Source organism: Rhodopseudomonas telluris (assembly GCF_042432815.1).
GTDB lineage: Bacteria > Pseudomonadota > Alphaproteobacteria > Rhizobiales > Xanthobacteraceae > Rhodopseudomonas > Rhodopseudomonas telluris.
This window is the reverse complement of the sequence record NZ_JBHLWM010000008.1, coordinates 899,675-916,916: the sequence shown is the minus strand read 5'-3', so window position 1 is coordinate 916,916 and position 17,242 is coordinate 899,675. Positions and strand designations below refer to the sequence as shown.

Annotated in this window: 20 protein-coding genes; all 20 read left to right on the top strand. The window is 66.4% G+C overall.

What is annotated here, in order from left to right; genetic code table 11:
* Positions 1-37 precede the first annotated feature (37 nt).
* Positions 38-1,603: an AMP-binding protein gene (locus tag ACFFJ6_RS21725; RefSeq protein ID WP_378391738.1), complete on the top strand. Its 1,566-nt coding sequence runs from the start codon at positions 38-40 to the stop codon at positions 1,601-1,603.
* A 330-nt stretch (positions 1,604-1,933) separates the two neighbouring features.
* Positions 1,934-2,452 (top strand): transcriptional regulator LdtR, encoded by a 519-nt coding sequence (gene ldtR, locus ACFFJ6_RS21720; RefSeq protein WP_378391736.1) that lies wholly within the window; start codon positions 1,934-1,936, stop codon positions 2,450-2,452.
* 270 nt (positions 2,453-2,722) lie between these two features.
* Entirely contained in the window at positions 2,723-2,923 is a 201-nt protein-coding gene (locus ACFFJ6_RS21715) for a hypothetical protein (protein ID WP_378391734.1), read from the top strand.
* A gap of 15 nt (positions 2,924-2,938) precedes the next feature.
* Positions 2,939-3,154 (top strand): hypothetical protein, encoded by a 216-nt coding sequence (locus tag ACFFJ6_RS21710; protein ID WP_378391732.1) that lies wholly within the window; start codon positions 2,939-2,941, stop codon positions 3,152-3,154.
* Positions 3,155-3,166: 12 nt separating this feature from the next.
* A complete protein-coding gene (locus ACFFJ6_RS21705; RefSeq protein WP_378391730.1) occupies positions 3,167-3,724 on the top strand; it encodes a DUF4142 domain-containing protein in 558 nt (185 codons plus the stop codon).
* A gap of 134 nt (positions 3,725-3,858) precedes the next feature.
* Positions 3,859-4,065: a hypothetical protein gene (locus tag ACFFJ6_RS21700; RefSeq protein WP_378392261.1), complete on the top strand. Its 207-nt coding sequence runs from the start codon at positions 3,859-3,861 to the stop codon at positions 4,063-4,065.
* Positions 4,066-4,198: 133 nt separating this feature from the next.
* Positions 4,199-4,831 (top strand): glutathione S-transferase family protein, encoded by a 633-nt coding sequence (locus ACFFJ6_RS21695; protein ID WP_378391728.1) that lies wholly within the window; start codon positions 4,199-4,201, stop codon positions 4,829-4,831.
* Between the two features lie 950 nt (positions 4,832-5,781).
* A complete protein-coding gene (locus tag ACFFJ6_RS21690) occupies positions 5,782-6,369 on the top strand; it encodes a sigma-70 family RNA polymerase sigma factor (protein WP_378392259.1) in 588 nt (195 codons plus the stop codon).
* Positions 6,366-7,022: a ChrR family anti-sigma-E factor gene (locus ACFFJ6_RS21685; protein ID WP_378391726.1), complete on the top strand. Its 657-nt coding sequence runs from the start codon at positions 6,366-6,368 to the stop codon at positions 7,020-7,022. Before ACFFJ6_RS21690 ends, ACFFJ6_RS21685 begins: the two co-directional genes overlap by 4 nt.
* 229 nt (positions 7,023-7,251) lie before the next feature.
* Positions 7,252-8,553, top strand: coding sequence for a serine hydroxymethyltransferase (gene glyA / locus ACFFJ6_RS21680; protein ID WP_378391724.1), 1,302 nt, complete (start codon positions 7,252-7,254; stop codon positions 8,551-8,553).
* A 96-nt stretch (positions 8,554-8,649) separates the two neighbouring features.
* Positions 8,650-9,132: a transcriptional regulator NrdR gene (gene nrdR / locus ACFFJ6_RS21675; protein WP_054162851.1), complete on the top strand. Its 483-nt coding sequence runs from the start codon at positions 8,650-8,652 to the stop codon at positions 9,130-9,132.
* Entirely contained in the window at positions 9,129-10,310 is a 1,182-nt protein-coding gene (gene ribD / locus ACFFJ6_RS21670; RefSeq protein ID WP_378391721.1) for a bifunctional diaminohydroxyphosphoribosylaminopyrimidine deaminase/5-amino-6-(5-phosphoribosylamino)uracil reductase RibD, read from the top strand. The genes nrdR and ribD overlap by 4 nt, the downstream gene beginning before the upstream one ends.
* Before the next feature lie 9 nt (positions 10,311-10,319).
* On the top strand, positions 10,320-10,928 hold the full coding sequence (locus ACFFJ6_RS21665) for a riboflavin synthase (protein WP_378391719.1): 609 nt from the start codon (positions 10,320-10,322) through the stop codon (positions 10,926-10,928).
* A 212-nt stretch (positions 10,929-11,140) separates the two neighbouring features.
* The gene (gene ribH / locus ACFFJ6_RS21660; RefSeq protein ID WP_378391717.1) at positions 11,141-11,632 is read left to right on the top strand and encodes a 6,7-dimethyl-8-ribityllumazine synthase; all 492 of its coding nucleotides are present in this window, start codon (positions 11,141-11,143) and stop codon (positions 11,630-11,632) included.
* A gap of 2 nt (positions 11,633-11,634) precedes the next feature.
* Complete coding sequence (gene nusB / locus ACFFJ6_RS21655; protein ID WP_378391715.1) at positions 11,635-12,141, top strand: transcription antitermination factor NusB; 507 nt, start codon at positions 11,635-11,637, stop codon at positions 12,139-12,141.
* 163 nt (positions 12,142-12,304) lie between these two features.
* Positions 12,305-13,276, top strand: coding sequence for a thiamine-phosphate kinase (gene thiL / locus ACFFJ6_RS21650; RefSeq protein WP_378392257.1), 972 nt, complete (start codon positions 12,305-12,307; stop codon positions 13,274-13,276).
* 229 nt (positions 13,277-13,505) lie between these two features.
* Positions 13,506-15,626 (top strand): sodium-translocating pyrophosphatase, encoded by a 2,121-nt coding sequence (locus tag ACFFJ6_RS21645; protein ID WP_378391713.1) that lies wholly within the window; start codon positions 13,506-13,508, stop codon positions 15,624-15,626.
* Positions 15,627-15,768: 142 nt separating this feature from the next.
* Positions 15,769-16,011 carry a DUF2171 domain-containing protein gene (locus tag ACFFJ6_RS21640; protein ID WP_378391710.1) on the top strand — a complete coding sequence of 81 codons (243 nt, stop codon included), beginning with the start codon at positions 15,769-15,771 and terminating at the stop codon, positions 16,009-16,011.
* Between the two features lie 171 nt (positions 16,012-16,182).
* On the top strand, positions 16,183-16,338 hold the full coding sequence (locus tag ACFFJ6_RS21635) for a hypothetical protein (RefSeq protein ID WP_378391708.1): 156 nt from the start codon (positions 16,183-16,185) through the stop codon (positions 16,336-16,338).
* 3 nt (positions 16,339-16,341) lie between these two features.
* Positions 16,342-17,211, top strand: coding sequence for an alpha/beta fold hydrolase (locus tag ACFFJ6_RS21630; RefSeq protein ID WP_378391706.1), 870 nt, complete (start codon positions 16,342-16,344; stop codon positions 17,209-17,211).
* Positions 17,212-17,242 lie beyond the last annotated feature (31 nt).

The window sequence follows — 17,242 nt, the reverse complement described above, 5'->3', positions numbered from 1 at the left end:
GCAATCAACCAAGAACAACACTCAAGGGGAGGGCACCATGGACCAGCTTCATTCCGGCGGAACGGGCGGCAGCCTGATCGTCAACGCCATCGCGCGCTACGGCGACCGGCCGGCGATCGCCGACGACACCACGCGCTGGACCTATCGCGAATTCGGCCAGGCGGTCGGCCGTTTCATCGCGCTGTTTCGGAGCGTCGGGCTGACCAAAGGCAGCGCGCTGTCGATCCTGTCGTCGAACCGCGCCGAGTCGTGGGCGGCGATCTCGGCCTCGACCGTGATGGGCCTGCGCTACACGCCGCTGCATCCGATGGCGGCCGAGGACGACCACGCCTTCATCATCGAGGACGCCGAGATCGACGCGCTGATCGTCGAGAGCGGCAAGTTCGCCGCGCGCGGCCTCGCGATCCGCGCCCGCGTGCCCGCCCTCAAGCATCTGTTGTCGTTCGGCGCGGTCGAGGGCGCACGTGACCTGCTGGACGGCTTTGCCAGCGTCGAGCCCGCGCCGCTCGTCGACGAGAGCGTGACCTCCGACATCGCGTGGCTGGCTTACACCGGCGGCACCACCGGCCGCTCCAAGGGCGTGATGATCCCGCATCGCGCGCTGACCACGATGGCGGCGCTGCTCTATGCGGATTGGGATTGGCCCGCCGAGATCCGCTATCTCGCCGCGACACCGATCAGCCACGCCGCCGGCGTCACCGTCTATCCGGTGATGATGCGCGGTGGCTTTACCCGGCTGGTGCCCGGCTTCGAGATCGAGTCGTATTGCCGCGTCGTCGCCGAAGACAGGATCACCGCGGTGTTCCTGGTGCCGACGCTGATCTACGCGCTGATCGACGCCAAGGAGGTGAGGGCACGCCACGACCTGTCGTCGCTCGACATGATCGTGTACGGCGCCGCGCCGATGTCGCCGGACCGGCTGCGCGAGGGCATGGCGATCTTCGGCAAGATCTTCGTGCAGCTCTACGGTCAGACCGAAGCGCCGCAATGCATCACCACGATGCGCAAGATCGATCACGACGACAGCAAGCCCGGCCGCCTCGGCAGTTGCGGTCGGCCCAATCCGCTGGTCGACGTCAAGCTGCTCGACAGCGAGCTGCGCGAGGTCGGCATCGGCGAGCCCGGCGAGATCTGCGTGCGCGGCACGCTGGTGATGGACGGCTACTGGAAGCGGCCCGAAGCGACCGCCGAAGCGTTTCGCGGCGGCTGGCTGCACACCGGTGACGTCGCCGTGAAAGATGCGGACGGTTACTTGTACATCGTCGACCGCACCAAGGACATGATCATCTCCGGCGGCTTCAACATCTATCCGCGCGAAGTGGAAGACGCGCTGATGGCGCATCACGCCGTCGCGTCCGCCGCCGTGATCGGCGTGCCCGACGAGAAATGGGGCGAGGCGGTGAAGGCCTTCGTGGTGCTCAAGCCGGGCGCCAACAACGACGCGGCCGAACTGCAGGCGCATGTGAAAGACAAGCGCGGCGCGCCGTGGTCGCCGAAATCGATCGACTTCGTCGACGCCATTCCGGTGACCGGCCTCGGCAAGATCGACCGCAAGGTGTTGCGCGCGCCGTATTGGGAAGGTCGCACGCGCGGCGTCGCGTAAGATTTTCGGAGAATTGTCGCAGGTAAGGTTCCGGTCACCTTAAAGGGTTCGGTCACGTCCGTTACGGGAATCTTTCGAATTGTAACGGAGCTGTTCTCAAATGCGACAAGCGGGGCGATGAGGGCACGGAATCGGCCCTCATCCGTCAATGAAACGTTGCGAGAAGTGCCCGATCTGCGGGCTTAATCCACGATTCACTGTCTTAAATTCATGATCTCTTTATCGTCTTATTTAAGCTGATGTTCAAAGCACCCCCTTAAGGTGGACCTATCAGACGAGACACAAGTTTCGTCGAATAAGTCGATCAAAAAAGACGACAGGGGAAGTGTCATGATTAAAGCCGTCGCCACGGCAGCCGAAACCGCCGCGCCCGCAGTTGCAGGTCAAGCGCCGGTCCAGCCGCTCTATCTCGAGGCCCTGACTCTGGTGGAGCGGCTGCACCGCCGGCTGCTCGACGTCATTAAGGACGAATTCGATCGTCGCGGCCGCGCTGATATCAACTCGGTGCAGGCGCTGCTGCTGTACAACATCGGCGACAAGGAGCTGACGGCCGGCGAACTGCGCACGCGCGGTTACTATCTCGGCTCCAACGTGTCGTACAATCTGAAGAAGCTCGTCGAGCTCGGCTTCCTCGATCATCAGCGTTCGCGCGTCGATCGCCGCTCGGTCCGGATTCGTCTGACCGCGCAGGGCCAGGAAGTTCGCCACATCGTCGACGCGCTGTATCAGAAGCACGTCAAGACGGTGGAGCAGGTCGGCGGCATCTCCAGCGAGGAGTTCGCCACCCTGAACAAGTCGCTGCACCGTCTCGAGCGGTTCTGGACCGACCAGATCCTGTATCGCCTCTGATTTCCGATCCGGGAGCGCGCCGACGTCGAACCGGCGACAAGCCGGACTGTCCGAGGAAGACAGGCACGCGCGCTCCCCGTAGGCCCTCCAGGTCAGTCTACAGCCAATCTGTCGTCAACGGCTCCTCGCAAGGGGAGCCGTTTTTGTTGCTGCCTGGCCGCTTTGCACGTGGCTCTTCGAGATCTGCCGATTTTTCGAGCCGCGCGGAACTTTTCGCCGCGCTGCAACTTATTATCCTCGGAGAAGCTGCAAAGTCTGGACGGGTACACCATGAATGTCGACGTAATCGGCCGAGCTTACGACATCGCCGCGAACTACCTTCGTGGCAGCGGGGTCATCGCCGACACCTCGGCGACTCACGATGCTTTGCTGCAGCTCATCGTCCAGATGTTTCATCGCGGCGAACGACATCCGATCAAGCTCGCCAACAAGGCGATTTCCATTTTCGAGGCCGCCAAGATCGCGGCCTGAGAAGAGAGGCATTTCATGCAACGAGCCATCGACCGCGTGATCCAGACCTACGGTCTGCTGACCAGCCAGGAAGCTGCCGACCAGGCGAAGGTCAAGGTGGAAAACTATATCCGCACGCTGTTCGAAGCCGGCGAGACCGACGATAATCGCCTGACGGTTTGCGGGCTTGTCTATCTGCGCGAGCTCGACGGCAGCAACGATCCGGTGAAGGCGGGCTACACCGGCCTCTGAGGCAGGTTCACAATGATCCGATTGGTCGCCGGGCTGGTTGCAATCCTCCCGGCGATCGTCGTTTTTGCCGGCGCCATCGCCGGCTCGGAGACCCCGCGCAAGCGCTCGCTACTGGAAGACCTCGGCGTCAAGCGGCTGTTCGACTGGCCGCCGAATGCGCACGACGTGCTGCGCCTGCTGCACGAGTTCGACATGGTCCAGCTTCGCGCGGCGGCGCTCGCCGAGACCCGCGGTACCGACCGGGTGCGGCAGTTCGCGGCCGAGCAGGCGGCGCGGGCCCAGCAGCGCGAGGCGGCCATCGTGCGGCTCAACACCTTCGGGCTTCTCAACATCGATTTCGCCACCGACCCCAGCCTAGTCCGTCGCAACGAGCTGGCGGGGCTGCAGGGGGCCGTCGGGCAGGCCTTCCTGAGCGACTATCTGGCCAAGCAGCGCGAGGACATCGACGACGCCATCGGGCTGCTGCGACGATATCTGCTGCATCCCGACAATGACGATATCCGCCGCTTCGCCAAGCAGCAGCTGCCGCTGCTCGAAGAGACCCGCGAGGAGCTGCAGACGCTGCAGTGATGTCGCCCGGTGGGCATCCGATCCGGGACCGACCGACTGTCAACCGGATTTCACAGCCGGCGGCGAAATTCATGCGGCGCCGCCGCACCGGTAGGCTACAAGGCGCGTCGGATATGCAGCAACAAGGGCAGGGCATGGACAAGAAGGCGATGCGCGAAGAGGCCGAACGGCTGATGCGCGAGGCGATGGCCAACAAGAACGTCACGGTGAAGCAGGGCGACACGGTCATCATGGCCACCTGCGGCAAATGCGGCGCGCCCAACAAGGTCAAGGCGCCGAGGGGCGTCACCCGCGTCGCCTACGTCTGCAAGGAATGCGGCGCCAAGCAGGAGACGATGTAAGGCGTCTGTACGCTCCCCGAGCGGTCCGTCGCCCGGATGCCGGCAGGCGCAATCCGGACAGCGCCAGAGATCGACGACGTTCCCATCCCAGTCGGCGGCGCGTCAGCGCCCCGCAGCTTCCCCGGAGATCGCCATGCTGACGCTTCACCACCTCAACGACTCCCGCTCGCAGCGCATCCTGTGGCTGCTGGAAGAGATCGGCGCGCCCTACGAGCTGAAGCGCTATCAGCGCGACGCCGTCACGCGGCTGGCGCCGCCTGAACTCGCCGCCGTGCACCCGCTCGGCAAGTCGCCGGTGATCACCGACGGCGACCTGACGCTGGTCGAGTCCGGCGCGATTGTCGACTACATCCTGCGCCGGTACGCCCAGGGCAGCACGCTGCGGCCCGCCGAGGGTACGCGCGACTTCGAGACCTATCAGGAATGGCTGCACTACGCCGAGGGCTCGGCCATGCTGCCGCTGATGCTGCAGCTCTACACCAGCCGCCTGAAAGACGCCGCCGCCCCGCTGCAGCCCCGCATCGACAGCGAAATCGCCAACCACCTCGGCTTCATCGAGGGCGCGCTGAAGGGGCGGGAGTATTTCGTCGGCGACAACCTGACCGGCGTCGACATCATGATGAGCTTCGTCGCCGAGGTCGCGGGCTCGTTCGGGAGGCTCGGCCCATACCCGCAGCTGACCGCCTGGATCGATCGCATGCACACCCGGCCGGCGTTTCGGCGGAGTGTGGAGAAGGGCGGGGCGTATCGGATGGCGTGGGGGTGACGGGGCAGCGGCCTCTTGATGGTCATGCTGACCTTCGCTTCCAAACTTGCCCCGCATGTCGCTGCGCTCATGCGGGCTACGGCTACGGCTGCGGCGGTGGGGTCTGAATGTTGGCTTTACCCCAGCCACTCTGCTGAAAGCGCGTCATCGCTTGAATGAACCAATCCGGCTCGAGACGGAGGCAAGATCGGCCCTGTGCGTCGCCGAGTGCCCGAGTACCTGAAGCTGACGAGACGTGGACACCGCCGCGCGCACCGACTTTGATGTCGGTGCGCCGCGAGTCGATCGGCGCGGGGACGGCGCCGATCGACAGGGGCGGACGCGCGATGTCAGGCGCGCGCGACCGTCGGCAAGTCAGGCTGGTGGCGTTCAGCCGAGCAGGGCGTCAGCCGAGCATGGCGTAGGGCACCAGCGGGGCGAGAGTCATCAGTAGGGCGGCTCCGATCGCGGCACGTTCCATCGCGCTGAGCTTGCTGAAAAACGTCATGGCAGACCTCCTCCGGGTTGGTAGTGCCCTCACTACGGCGCGCCACGACGCGTGGATCACTGCAGGCCGGTCACGGCCGCGTGACTCCGCGAGGCCATTTCGCCGCAGCCCGGGCGGCCGTTTTTTCGTCGGCAGCTGTGATCCAAACGCCCGGCCGCAACGTATCGAGCCACGGCCGGATAAATTGGTCGCGCTTAGTCCGTGACCGTCATGACGTCGGGGCCAGGCGCGGGCCGCACCGGAGCGAACGGGCGATCGTCGGATGAGAGCACAGACGCGCGATGACGGAGTCGTTGCCAACTACCCGCCCGGTCTGCGCGGCCTCGCATCTCGACGGTCGGGCGCCTCGACGGAAGGCGCAATGCATCCTGCGGTCGCGGTCGGTAGGTTCGGCGCCGGGGCAGGGCCGCTCGATCAATGGGCGGATCTCGGCCGATCGTCGCGCGAGAATGGACTGGTCGCCATGGACAAGCTGCGGAGCGACCCTTCGGAGATCGCGGACCCGTGGTCCGCCTGCATCGTGCGGATCGCCGCCGCGCAGGACGAGGCGGCGTTCGAGGAGCTGTTCCGGCATTTCGCGCCGCGCCTGAAATCCTATTTCTCGCGGCGCGGCAGCGATCCCGCGCTGGCGGAGGAGATCACGCAGGAGACGATGGTGTCGGTCTGGCGCAATGCCGCGGCCTACGATCCTGCCCGGGCCTCGGCGGCGACCTGGATCTTCGCCATCGCCCGCAATGTCGGCATCGACCGGTTTCGCCAGGCGCGGCGGCCGTCGTTCGATCCCAACGATCCCGCGTTCATCCCGGACGACGAGGAGCCGCCGGACCGGCTGCTCGAACGCGCCGAGATCGAACAGACCGTGCGCGAGGTGATGAATGGACTGTCCGCCAACGAGAAGAGCGTGCTGATGCTATCTTTCTACGAGAACCGCTCCCACGGCGAAATCGCCGAGCATCTTGGCCTGCCGGTCGGGACGGTGAAGTCCCGGATCCGTCTCGCCTTCGGCAAGCTGCGCGCGGCGCTCGACGGCCGCACCGGAGCCGGGCGATGAGCGCGCGCCACCATATCGGCGACGATCTGCTGCTGAGCTATGCCGCCGGCACGCTGGACGAAGCCTCCAGCCTCCTGGTCGCCACGCATCTGGCGCTGTGCCCGCATTGCCGTGCGCGCAGCGCAGCGGCCGAGGCCGTCGGCGGCGAACTACTCGAAGCGCTGCCGGCGGCGGAGCTGTCGCCGGGGCTGATGCAATCGGTGCTGTCCCGGCTCCGGGCCGAACCCGTGGCGGCGCCGGCGCCGGTCCATGGTCTGCCGGTATCCGACATCGTGATCCCCGAGCCGCTGCGCAGCTATCTCGGCGGCGATCTGGACACGCTGCGCTGGACGCGGGTGGCGCCGCGGGTGCAGCAGATCGTGATCGACATTCCCGGCTGCCGTCCGCAGGCGCGGATGCTGCGATTCCAGGGCGGCACCAAGGTGCCGACTCACAGCCATGGTGGCCGCGAGCTGACCCTGGTGCTGAGCGGCAGCCTCTGCGACGAGGGCGTGGTGCTGGTGCGCGGCGACGTGGCCGAAACCGACGAGCAGACCGAGCACCAGCCGCATGCCGGCCCGGATCAGGATTGCATCTGTCTCGCCGTCACCGACGCGCCGCTGCGCTTCAAGAACGCCTGGGCGCGTCTGCTGCAGCCGCTGTTCCGGATCTAACCGGCCGACCGGCGGGGCGAGCGCGGGCCGGGCCGGCGGTGAGACCGACCCCTCCTGCAAATGCCTCACATCCACCATATCTGGGTCTGAGTGGGGCGCATGGCCGCAAATGGTGGCGGCGTCCTTGGCCGGGCGGTCCGGATGTGCTATGCGGCACCCGCCGCTTCCGAACCGCTATCCTGTAACCGCTCGCACCCGGGACCCGGCTGCGGCGGTGGAGACTTTTCCCATGAGCACATCAGCCAAGACCGCCTCCGCGCCCGACAGCTTCTTCTCCGCCTCGCTCGAGCAGGCCGATCCCGAGATCGCCGCCGCCATCAAGGGCGAACTCGGCCGGCAGCGCCACGAGGTCGAGCTGATCGCCTCCGAGAACATCGTCAGCCGCGCGGTGCTGGAAGCGCAGGGCTCGGTTATGACCAACAAGTATGCGGAAGGTTATCCGGGCAACCGCTATTACGGCGGCTGCGAATTCGTCGATGTCGCTGAGAATCTGGCGATCGAGCGGGCCAAGAAGCTGTTCGGCGCGAACTTCGCCAATGTCCAGCCGAACTCCGGCAGCCAGATGAACCAGGCGGTATTCCTGGCGTTGCTGCAGCCGGGCGATACCTTCATGGGCCTCGACCTCGCCGCCGGCGGCCATCTCACCCACGGCGCTCCGGTCAACATGAGCGGCAAGTGGTTCAAGCCGGTGCACTACACGGTGCGCCGCGAGGACCAGATGATCGACATGGATGCGGTCGCCAAGCTGGCCGAGGAGACCAAGCCGAAGCTGATCATCGCCGGCGGCTCGGCCTATCCGCGCGCCTGGGACTTCAAGCGCTTCCGCGAGATCGCCGACAGCGTCGGCGCGTATTTCATGGTCGACATGGCGCACTTCGCCGGGCTGGTGGCGGGCGGCGTCCATGCCTCGCCGGTGCCGCACGCCCACGTCGTCACCACCACGACCCACAAGTCGCTGCGCGGCCCGCGCGGCGGCCTGATCCTGACCAACGACGAGGCGCTGGCTAAGAAGTTCAACTCGGCGATCTTCCCGGGCCTGCAGGGCGGCCCGCTGATGCACGTCATCGCCGCCAAGGCGGTGGCGTTCAAGGAAGCGTTGCAGCCTGACTTCAAGGTCTACACGAAGAACGTCGTCGAAAACGCCAAGGCGCTTGCGGAAACGCTGCGCGCGGCCGGCTTCGATCTGGTCTCGGGCGGCACGGACAATCATCTGATGCTGGTCGACCTGCGGCCGAAGGGGCTGAAGGGCAACGTCTCCGAGAAGGCGCTGGTCCGCGCGGCCATCACCTGCAACAAGAACGGTATCCCGTTCGACCCGGAGAAGCCGTTCGTCACCTCGGGCCTGCGCCTCGGCACCCCGGCGGCGACGACCCGCGGATTCGGCGTTGCCGAGTTCCAGCAGGTTGGTAACCTGATCGCCGAAGTGTTGAATGCGATTGCGCAATCTCCGGATGGCAGCGCGCCACTGGTGGAAGCCTCGGTGAAGCAGCGCGTCAAGGAATTGACCGATCGCTTCCCGATCTATCAGTAAGACCGTCATTGCCGGGCTTGACCCGGCAATCCATCTTCTTGTGAAGAAGCGATGGATGCCCGGGTCAAGCCCGGGCATGACGCGAGGGGACAAGCGATGCGCTGCCCGAACTGCAACAGCCTCGATACCCAGGTGAAGGACAGCCGGCCGACCGAGGATTCCTCGGTGATCCGGCGGCGGCGGGTTTGCGTCGCGTGCAATTTCCGCTTTACCACCTTCGAGCGGGTGCAGCTGCGCGAACTCACCGTGATCAAGCGCAACGGCCGCCGCGTGCCGTTCGACCGCGACAAGCTGGTGCGCTCGGTGCAGATCTCGCTGCGCAAGCGGCCGGTCGAGCCGGACCGGGTCGAGCAGATGGTCTCGGCGATCGTCCGTGAGCTGGAAAGCGGTGGCGAGGCGGATATCTCGTCGGAGACGATCGGCGAGATCGTGATGGATCACCTGCGCAAGCTCGACGACGTCGCCTATGTGCGGTTCGCCTCGGTGTACCGCAATTTCCGCGAGGCCAAGGATTTCGAGGCGGTGCTGGGCGAACTCACCAATGAGGACGAGATTCGGCCGGCGCTGGTCCGCAAATGATCTTCCGCATTCTGGAAGAACAATACGGCGCGCGGCTGGCCGCCGAGAAGGCTGCGAAAGCGCAGGCGTCGCCGAGCGCCGCCGCTGATCGCCGTTACATGCAGCTGGCGCTGACGCTGGGGCGCCGGGGGCTTGGCCGGACCGGGACCAATCCGGCGGTCGGCGCGGTGCTGGTCAAGGACGGCGTCATCATCGGCCGCGGCTGGACTCAGGACGGCGGCCGCCCGCATGCCGAGGTCGAGGCGCTGCGCCGGGCCGGCGAGGCCGCGCGCGGCGCGACGCTGTACGTGACGCTCGAGCCATGCTCGCATCACGGCCGCTCGCCGCCCTGCGCCGACGCGATCGTCGCGGCTGGCGTGGCCCGCGTGGTGTCGGCGATCGAAGATCCCAATCCGCTGGTCGGCGGCCAGGGCCATGCCCGGCTGCGCGACGCCGGCATCGCCGTCGAGGTCGGACTGTGTGCCGAGGAGGCCGCGCGCGACCATGCCGGGCATCTGCTGCGCGTCCAAGAGCAGCGGCCGCATGTGGTGCTCAAGCTCGCCGTCTCGGCCGACGACAAGATCGCCGCCGCAGGGCGCAAGCCGGTGGCGATTACCGGCGAGGCGGCGCGGGCGCGGGTGCATCTGCTGCGCGCGCAATCGGACGCGATCCTGGTCGGCATCGGCACGGTGCTGGCCGATGACCCGCAGCTGACCTGCCGGCTGCCCGGCATGGCGGCCCAATCGCCGATCCGTGTGGTGCTGGACCGCAGCCTGCGGATTCCCGGAGACAGCCGGCTGGTGCACTCGGCGCGGCAGACGCCGCTGTGGCTGATGGCGTCCGAGATCGCCGAAGCCGCCAGCGCGATGCGGCTCGGCGCCGCCGGTGCCGAGGTCATCCATGTGGCGGACTGTGCCGACACGCCCGGCCTGTCGTTGCCGGCGGTGCTGCGCGCGCTGTCGGACAGGGGCGTGACGCGGCTGCTGGTCGAAGGCGGCGCGCAGGTCGCGCGCGCGATCGTGGCCGGCCGGCTCGCCGACGAGATCTGGTTGCTGCGCGGTCCGGCACCGATCGGAGAGGGCGGCGTCGCCGCGCTGGACGGCCTGCCGCTGACCGCGATCACCGATGCGCCGGACTGGCGCGAACGCAGCTCCGAGCGCGTCGGCGACGACACGCTCGCCATTTACGACCGGACCTGAGAGGCCTCCATGTTTACCGGCATCGTCACCGACATCGGCGAGATCGAAACCGTCCAGCCGGTCGCTCAGGGCCAGCTGCACCGATTGCGCATCCGCTGCACCTACGACCAATCGACGATCGTCGATGGCGCGTCGATCGCCAGCAATGGCATCTGCATGACCGTGGTCGGGTCGGGCGTCGAGGGCGGCACCACCTGGTACGAGGTTGATGCCGGCGCCGAAACGTTGGCCAAGACTACCGCGAACGCCTGGGCGGCCGGTACCAAGCTCAATCTCGAGCGCGCGCTGAAGATCGGCGACGAGCTGGGCGGCCACATCGTCACCGGTCATGTCGACGGCATCGCCACCATCGTGGCGCGCGAAGAGCTGCCCGACATGGCGCGGTTCACCCTGGAGACCTCGCGCGAGCTGGCGCGCTTCATCGCCGCCAAGGGCTCGGTCACGCTCGATGGCACCTCGCTGACCGTGAATACTGTCGACGGCACGCGGTTTTCGGTGCTGATCATCCCGCACACGCTGTCCGCCACCATCCTGGGCGGCTGGCAGGTCGGCAGCGCGGTCAATCTCGAAGTCGACCTGATGGCGCGCTATGCGGCGCGGCTGAGCGAGATGAAATAGGCGGCAGGGCGGCACCATCGGCCTTGGCGGGCTTGGCTTTGCCCCGGCCTCCGCCTACAACCCCCGGGCCCTCATGGCGAGGAGGCGCGAAGCGCCGTCCCGAACCACGAGCACCGTGGCGCTCAGCCTTCGAGACGCGGCCTGACGGCCGCTCCTCAGGATGAGGTCCGGGCCGGCCGAGTGACAGCAAACGGATCGAAGAAGAAACACCCATGGCAGACGCGCGGCGCGCTCCCTTGAAAGACCAGACCGACATTTCGGGCGCGCGCGTCCTGATCGTCGAGGCGCGGTTCTATGACGACATCCAGGACGCGTTGTTGGAAGGCGCGATCGCCGAGCTGAAGGCGGCCGGCGCGACGCACGACGTGCTCACCGTGCCCGGCGCGCTGGAAATTCCCGCCGCGGTCGCGATCGCGGTCGATGCCGCGGAAGCCGCCGGCAAGCCCTACGACGCGGCGATCGCGCTGGGCTGCGTGGTGCGCGGCGAGACCATCCATTTCGAGATCGTGTCAATGGAATCGGCGCGTGCGCTGATGGACCTCAGCGTCGCTCGCAAATTCCCGCTCGGCAACGGCATCATCACCGTCAACAATGACGAGCAGGCCTGGGCACGCGCCAAGCCGGGCGATCTCAACAAGGGCGGCGACGCCGCGCGCGCCGCGTTGGCGATGCTGCGGATCAAGCGCCGGCTGGCAAAGGCCTGACGATGGCCGAGCAACCCCGCAAACCGTTTCGGCCGCAGCCCAAAGCCGGCGAGCGCAAGGCCAACCGGCGTGGCGCAGCGCGGCTCGCGGCCGTGCAGGCGCTGTACCAGATGGACATCGGCGGCGCCGGCATCGACGACACCTTCGCCGAATTCGAGAGCCACTGGATCGGCAACGAGGTCGAGGGGGATCAGTACCTGCCGGCCGAGGCTGCGTTCTTCCGCGACGTCGTCTCCGGCGTGGTGCGCGACCAGAAGACGCTAGATCCGCTGATCGACGAGGCGCTGGCCAAGGGCTGGCCGCTGGCGCGGATCGACGCCATCATCCGCGCGGTGATGCGTGCGGGCGCCTATGAGCTCGAACACCGCAAGGACATCCCGGCGCGCGTCGTCGTCTCCGAATATGTCGATGTCGCGCACGCCTTCGTCGAGCCGGACGAAACCGGTATGGTCAACGCCGTGCTGGATCAGATCGCGCGGCAGTTTCGCGCGGATGAGTTTACGAAGTAATCGATCCGACCGCATTTCGGTTGTCAGTCCGGATTGCGAGCGACGCGATCAAGTCCGGAATCCATAACCACTGCAGGGCGTATGGATTTCGGGCCTGCGCCTAAATTCGGGCTTGCGCCCAAATAGAGGCGCATCCCGGAATGACTGCAGCGTGTGGATGCCCATGCCCTCCGGTGAAGACGACCTGATCGCCCGCTATTTCAAGCCGCTCGCGACCGATCCGGGCGCGCGGGGGCTGGTGGACGACGCGGCAGTGCTGGCGGCGTCGGGCAGCGACCTGGTGCTGACCACCGACGCGATCGTCGAGGGCGTGCATTATCTGCCAACCGATCCACCGGCGGCGATCGCCCGCAAGGCGCTGCGGGTCAATCTGTCCGATCTCGCCGCCAAGGGCGCGACGCCGGCCGGCTTCCTGCTGACGCTGGCCCTGCGTAACGCCGATGAGTCGTTTCTCGCGCCATTTGCCGAAGCCCTCGGCACCGACTCGCTCGCCTATGGCTGCCCGCTGCTCGGCGGCGACACGGTGTCGACTCCGGGACCGATGATGATCTCTGTCACCGCCTTCGGCCGGGTGCCGCCCGGCACGATGGTTCGCCGCGACGCCCTGCAGCCCGGCGATCGGATCGTGGTCAGCGGGACGATCGGGGATGCGGCGCTCGGGCTCGATTTGCTGCAGGGGCGGGCTGTCGCGACGAGCGAGGCGGATCGCGCCTTCCTGATCGGCCGCTATCGCGAGCCGCAGCCGCGCTCGGCGCTGGCCGAGGCAGTGCGCGCTCATGCCCGCGCGGCGATGGATGTCTCCGACGGCCTCGCGGGCGATCTCGCCAAGATGTGCGCCGCCTCCGGCGTCACCGCCGTGCTTGATGCGACGGCCGTCCCAATGTCATTGGCGGCGCACCGGATGATCAACAGCAGCGCCGCTGCACTGCAACGCATTCTCAGCGGTGGCGATGACTACGAATTACTTTGCGGCGTCGCAGCAGATCAGCTCGACTCTTTCCTTGCTGCGGCGCAACGATCATCAGTTCCGGTCGCAGTCATCGGCACTGCAGCAAGCGGAACTGCTGCACCGCAATGGCTCGATGCGAATGGTTGTGAAGTTTCGCTGACAGCTTTGTCGTACAGTCATTTCTGACGGTTAGTGACAGGTAATCGCAAGCTGAGGGTCATTCTGGAATTGGTCCGAGGCGGCGGGAAAAGCCCGCGTTCATCCATTCGCAGCGATTGCAGAGCACCCGTGATTGCGGCAAGGTTCGCACCGATTTGAGGCTGCCCCGGGAAGAGGGCAGGCCATCTTGTTGCGCGCCCGCATCGCTCCCGCGTTGCAGGCACGGGGGTGAAACTCGGGACTGAGGCATCAGGGAATGACAGCTTTATGGGTGATCGTGCTCTGCGGAGCTCTTGCGATCGTATACGCCGCGTGGGCGACGTCTTCAGTACTCGCTGCAGACCAGGGCAACGCGCGGATGCAGGAAATCGCCGCCGCGGTGCGTGAAGGCGCGCAGGCCTATCTGAAGCGCCAGTACATGACCATCGCCATCGTGGGCGTGGTGATCTTCGCGTTGCTCGCTTATTTCCTCGGCGTTCTGGTCGCGATCGGCTTCGCCATCGGCGCGATCCTGTCGGGCGCCGCCGGCTTCATCGGCATGAACGTCTCGGTTCGCGCCAACGTTCGCACCGCGCAGGCGGCGACGACCTCGCTCGCCGGCGGCCTCGAACTGGCCTTCAAGGCGGGTGCGATCACCGGCCTGCTCGTCGCGGGTCTCGCACTGCTCGGCGTCACCCTGTACTTCATCTACCTGATCCACTTCGCGGGTCTGGCGGCCAACAGCCGCACCGTGGTCGACGCGCTGGTCGCGCTCGGCTTCGGCGCCTCGCTGATCTCGATTTTCGCCCGTCTCGGCGGCGGCATCTTCACCAAGGGTGCGGACGTCGGCGGTGACCTTGTCGGCAAGGTCGAAGCCGGCATTCCCGAAGACGATCCGCGCAACCCGGCCACGATCGCCGACAACGTCGGCGACAACGTCGGCGACTGCGCCGGCATGGCGGCCGACCTGTTCGAGACCTATGCGGTGACCGCCGTCGCCACCATGGTGCTCGCCGCGATCTTCTTCGGCGCGGCCGACAAGACCCAGCTGCAGAACGTGATGACGCTGCCGCTCGCCATCGGCGGCATCTGCATCATCACCTCGATCATCGGCACCTTCTTCGTCAAGCTCGGCGCCTCGCAGTCGATCATGGGGGCGCTGTACAAAGGCCTGATCGCCACCGGCGTGCTGTCGCTGTTCGGCGTCGCGGGCGCGATCTACTGGCTGGTCGGGTTCGGTGCATTGCCGGGCGTCGCCTACACCGGCATGTCGCTGTTCCTGTGCGGCGTCGTTGGTCTCGCCGTCACCGGCCTGATCATCTGGATCACCGAGTACTACACCGGCACCGACTTCCGTCCGGTGAAGTCGATCGCCCAAGCCTCGGTCACCGGCCACGGCACCAACGTGATCCAGGGACTCGCCATCTCGATGGAATCGACCGCGCTGCCCGCGATCGTGATCATCGCCGGCATCCTGATCACCTACAGCCTCGCGGGCCTGTTCGGCATCGCGATTGCCACCACCACGATGCTGGCGCTGGCCGGCATGATCGTGGCGCTCGACGCCTTCGGCCCGGTCACTGACAACGCAGGCGGCATCGCCGAAATGGCCGGCCTGCCGAAGGAAGTGCGCAAGGCCACCGACGCGCTCGACGCGGTCGGCAACACCACCAAGGCGGTCACCAAGGGCTACGCGATCGGCTCCGCCGGTCTCGGCGCGCTGGTGCTGTTCGCAGCCTACAATGAAGACCTCAAGTTCTTCATTGCCAGCAAGAACGCCTACTTCGTCGGCGTCGCCCCGGACTTCTCGCTGAACAACCCCTACGTCGTGGTCGGCCTGCTGTTCGGCGGTCTGCTGCCGTATCTGTTCGGCGCGATGGGCATGACCGCGGTCGGCCGCGCTGCGGGCGCGATCGTGGAGGAAGTGCGTCGTCAGTTCCGCGAGAAGCCGGGCATCATGCAGGGCACCGACAAGCCGGACTATGGCAAGGCGGTGGATCTGCTGACCAAGGCGGCGATCAAGGAAATGATCATCCCGTCGCTGCTGCCGGTGCTGTCGCCGATCTTCGTCTACTTCGCGATCTACGCGATCGCGGGCGGTGGGCCTGCCGGCAAGTCGGCGGCGTTCTCGGCGGTCGGCGCGATGCTGCTCGGCGTCATCGTCACCGGCCTGTTCGTCGCGATCTCGATGACCTCGGGCGGTGGCGCCTGGGATAACGCCAAGAAGTACATCGAGGACGGCCACCACGGCGGCAAGGGCTCCGATGCCCATAAGGCCGCGGTGACCGGCGACACCGTCGGCGACCCCTACAAGGACACGGCGGGCCCCGCCGTGAACCCGATGATCAAGATCACCAACATCGTGGCGCTCTTGCTGCTGGCGATCCTGGCGCACTGACGCGCCGAGGCAGTTGGTTGAAACAAAGCCCCGCGGCGCGAGCCGCGGGGTTTTCGTTTCAAGGGGACTCGGGCGGCACCTGCGATTGAACCTATCGGAACCGGGGGCGTTAACCGTGCCCAACTCTCGGAAGGAATCTCGCATGAGCGGCGTAAGCGGAATCAAAGAGCATATGGAAGTCATCGGCGCCGACGGTGCGCATGTCGGCACCGTCGACAAGGTCGAGGGCAGCCGCATCAAGCTGACCAAGAAGGACAGCGGCGAGGGCAGCCACAAGGGCCACCACCACTTCATCGACGGCGGCCTGGTGGCCGAGGTCGAAGGCGACAAGGTCCGGCTGTCGGCCAACGCCAGCGTCGCGGTGACGATGGAGCAAGAAAAGTAGGTCTCGGTCCTGGTCGTCGCGCCAAGGCAGACATTTCGCCAAGAGCCCCGCGGTGCAAATCGCGGGGCTCTTCGTTTGGTGGCGCGGCTCATGGCAAGCAGCCACACCCTTGCGCGGCGCTCCGAAGCATGGATGGTTGGCGCGGTTCGAATGCCAATGAGGAGCCACCGAATGTCGCTGTCGTCCGCCAAGAATTACGCGCTGCGAGCGTCGAAGTCGCAGGATCAGAAGGAGGCGATCGAATTGTTGTCGAAGGCGATTCTCGAGCTGGCATCGTCCATCGAGACCACCGACGCCAAGATAAAGAAGATCAACAAGTCGAGCTGATCGGTGGCGCCCTCGATCCGCACCTCCACGGTTGCCGCCAATGGCCTGACCTTCGCGACCGACCAAGCGGGTGAGGGCGATACAACGGCGATTCTGCTGCACGGCTTCCCGGAGGCGCGGCAGTCGTGGTCGCGGCAACTGCCGTTTCTGGCCGGTCTCGGCTGGCACGCCATCGCGCCGGATCTGCGCGGTTATGGCGGCTCGTCGCGGCCGACGGGCAAGGCCGCCTATCATCTCGATCACCTGACCGACGACGTCGCTGCGCTGTTTGCAGTGCTGGGCGGCCGCCGCAGGATTTTGATCGGACATGACTGGGGCGGCGTCATCGCCTGGCAGACGGCGCTACGCGGCAAGCTCGCGCTCGACGCGCTGATCATCCTCAATGCACCACATCCGGACGTCTTCGCGCGGGTGCTGGCCGATGGTTGGCGGCAGAAGCGCAAGTCCTGGTACGTCGCGTTCTTCCAGCTGCCGTGGCTGCCGGAATGGCTGATGACGCGCGAGCTCGGCAAGCCGCTCGCGCAAATGTTCCGCCAGCACAGCGGCAAGATCTCCGACGCGCAGATCGAAATCTATCGGCAGAACGCGATCGAGCCGGGCGCAGCGACCGCCATGATCAATTACTACCGTGCGAACTTCCCTGTGCTGGAACGAGGTGCGGGAACGCATCCGAAGCTGACCGTGCCGACGCTGATGATCTGGGGTGAGGACGACCTCGCGCTCGACATCGCACTGACGCAAGGCAACGAGCAGCACGTCGCCGATTTCACCCTGCGCAAACTGCCCGGCGTCTCGCATTGGGTACAGCAGGACGCGCCCGACCGCGTCAACGAGCTGATTGCTGAGTGGGCGCGGACAAAGGGGCTGGCGTGAGCGGAAGGATGCACTCGGCCGTCCGGCGCGG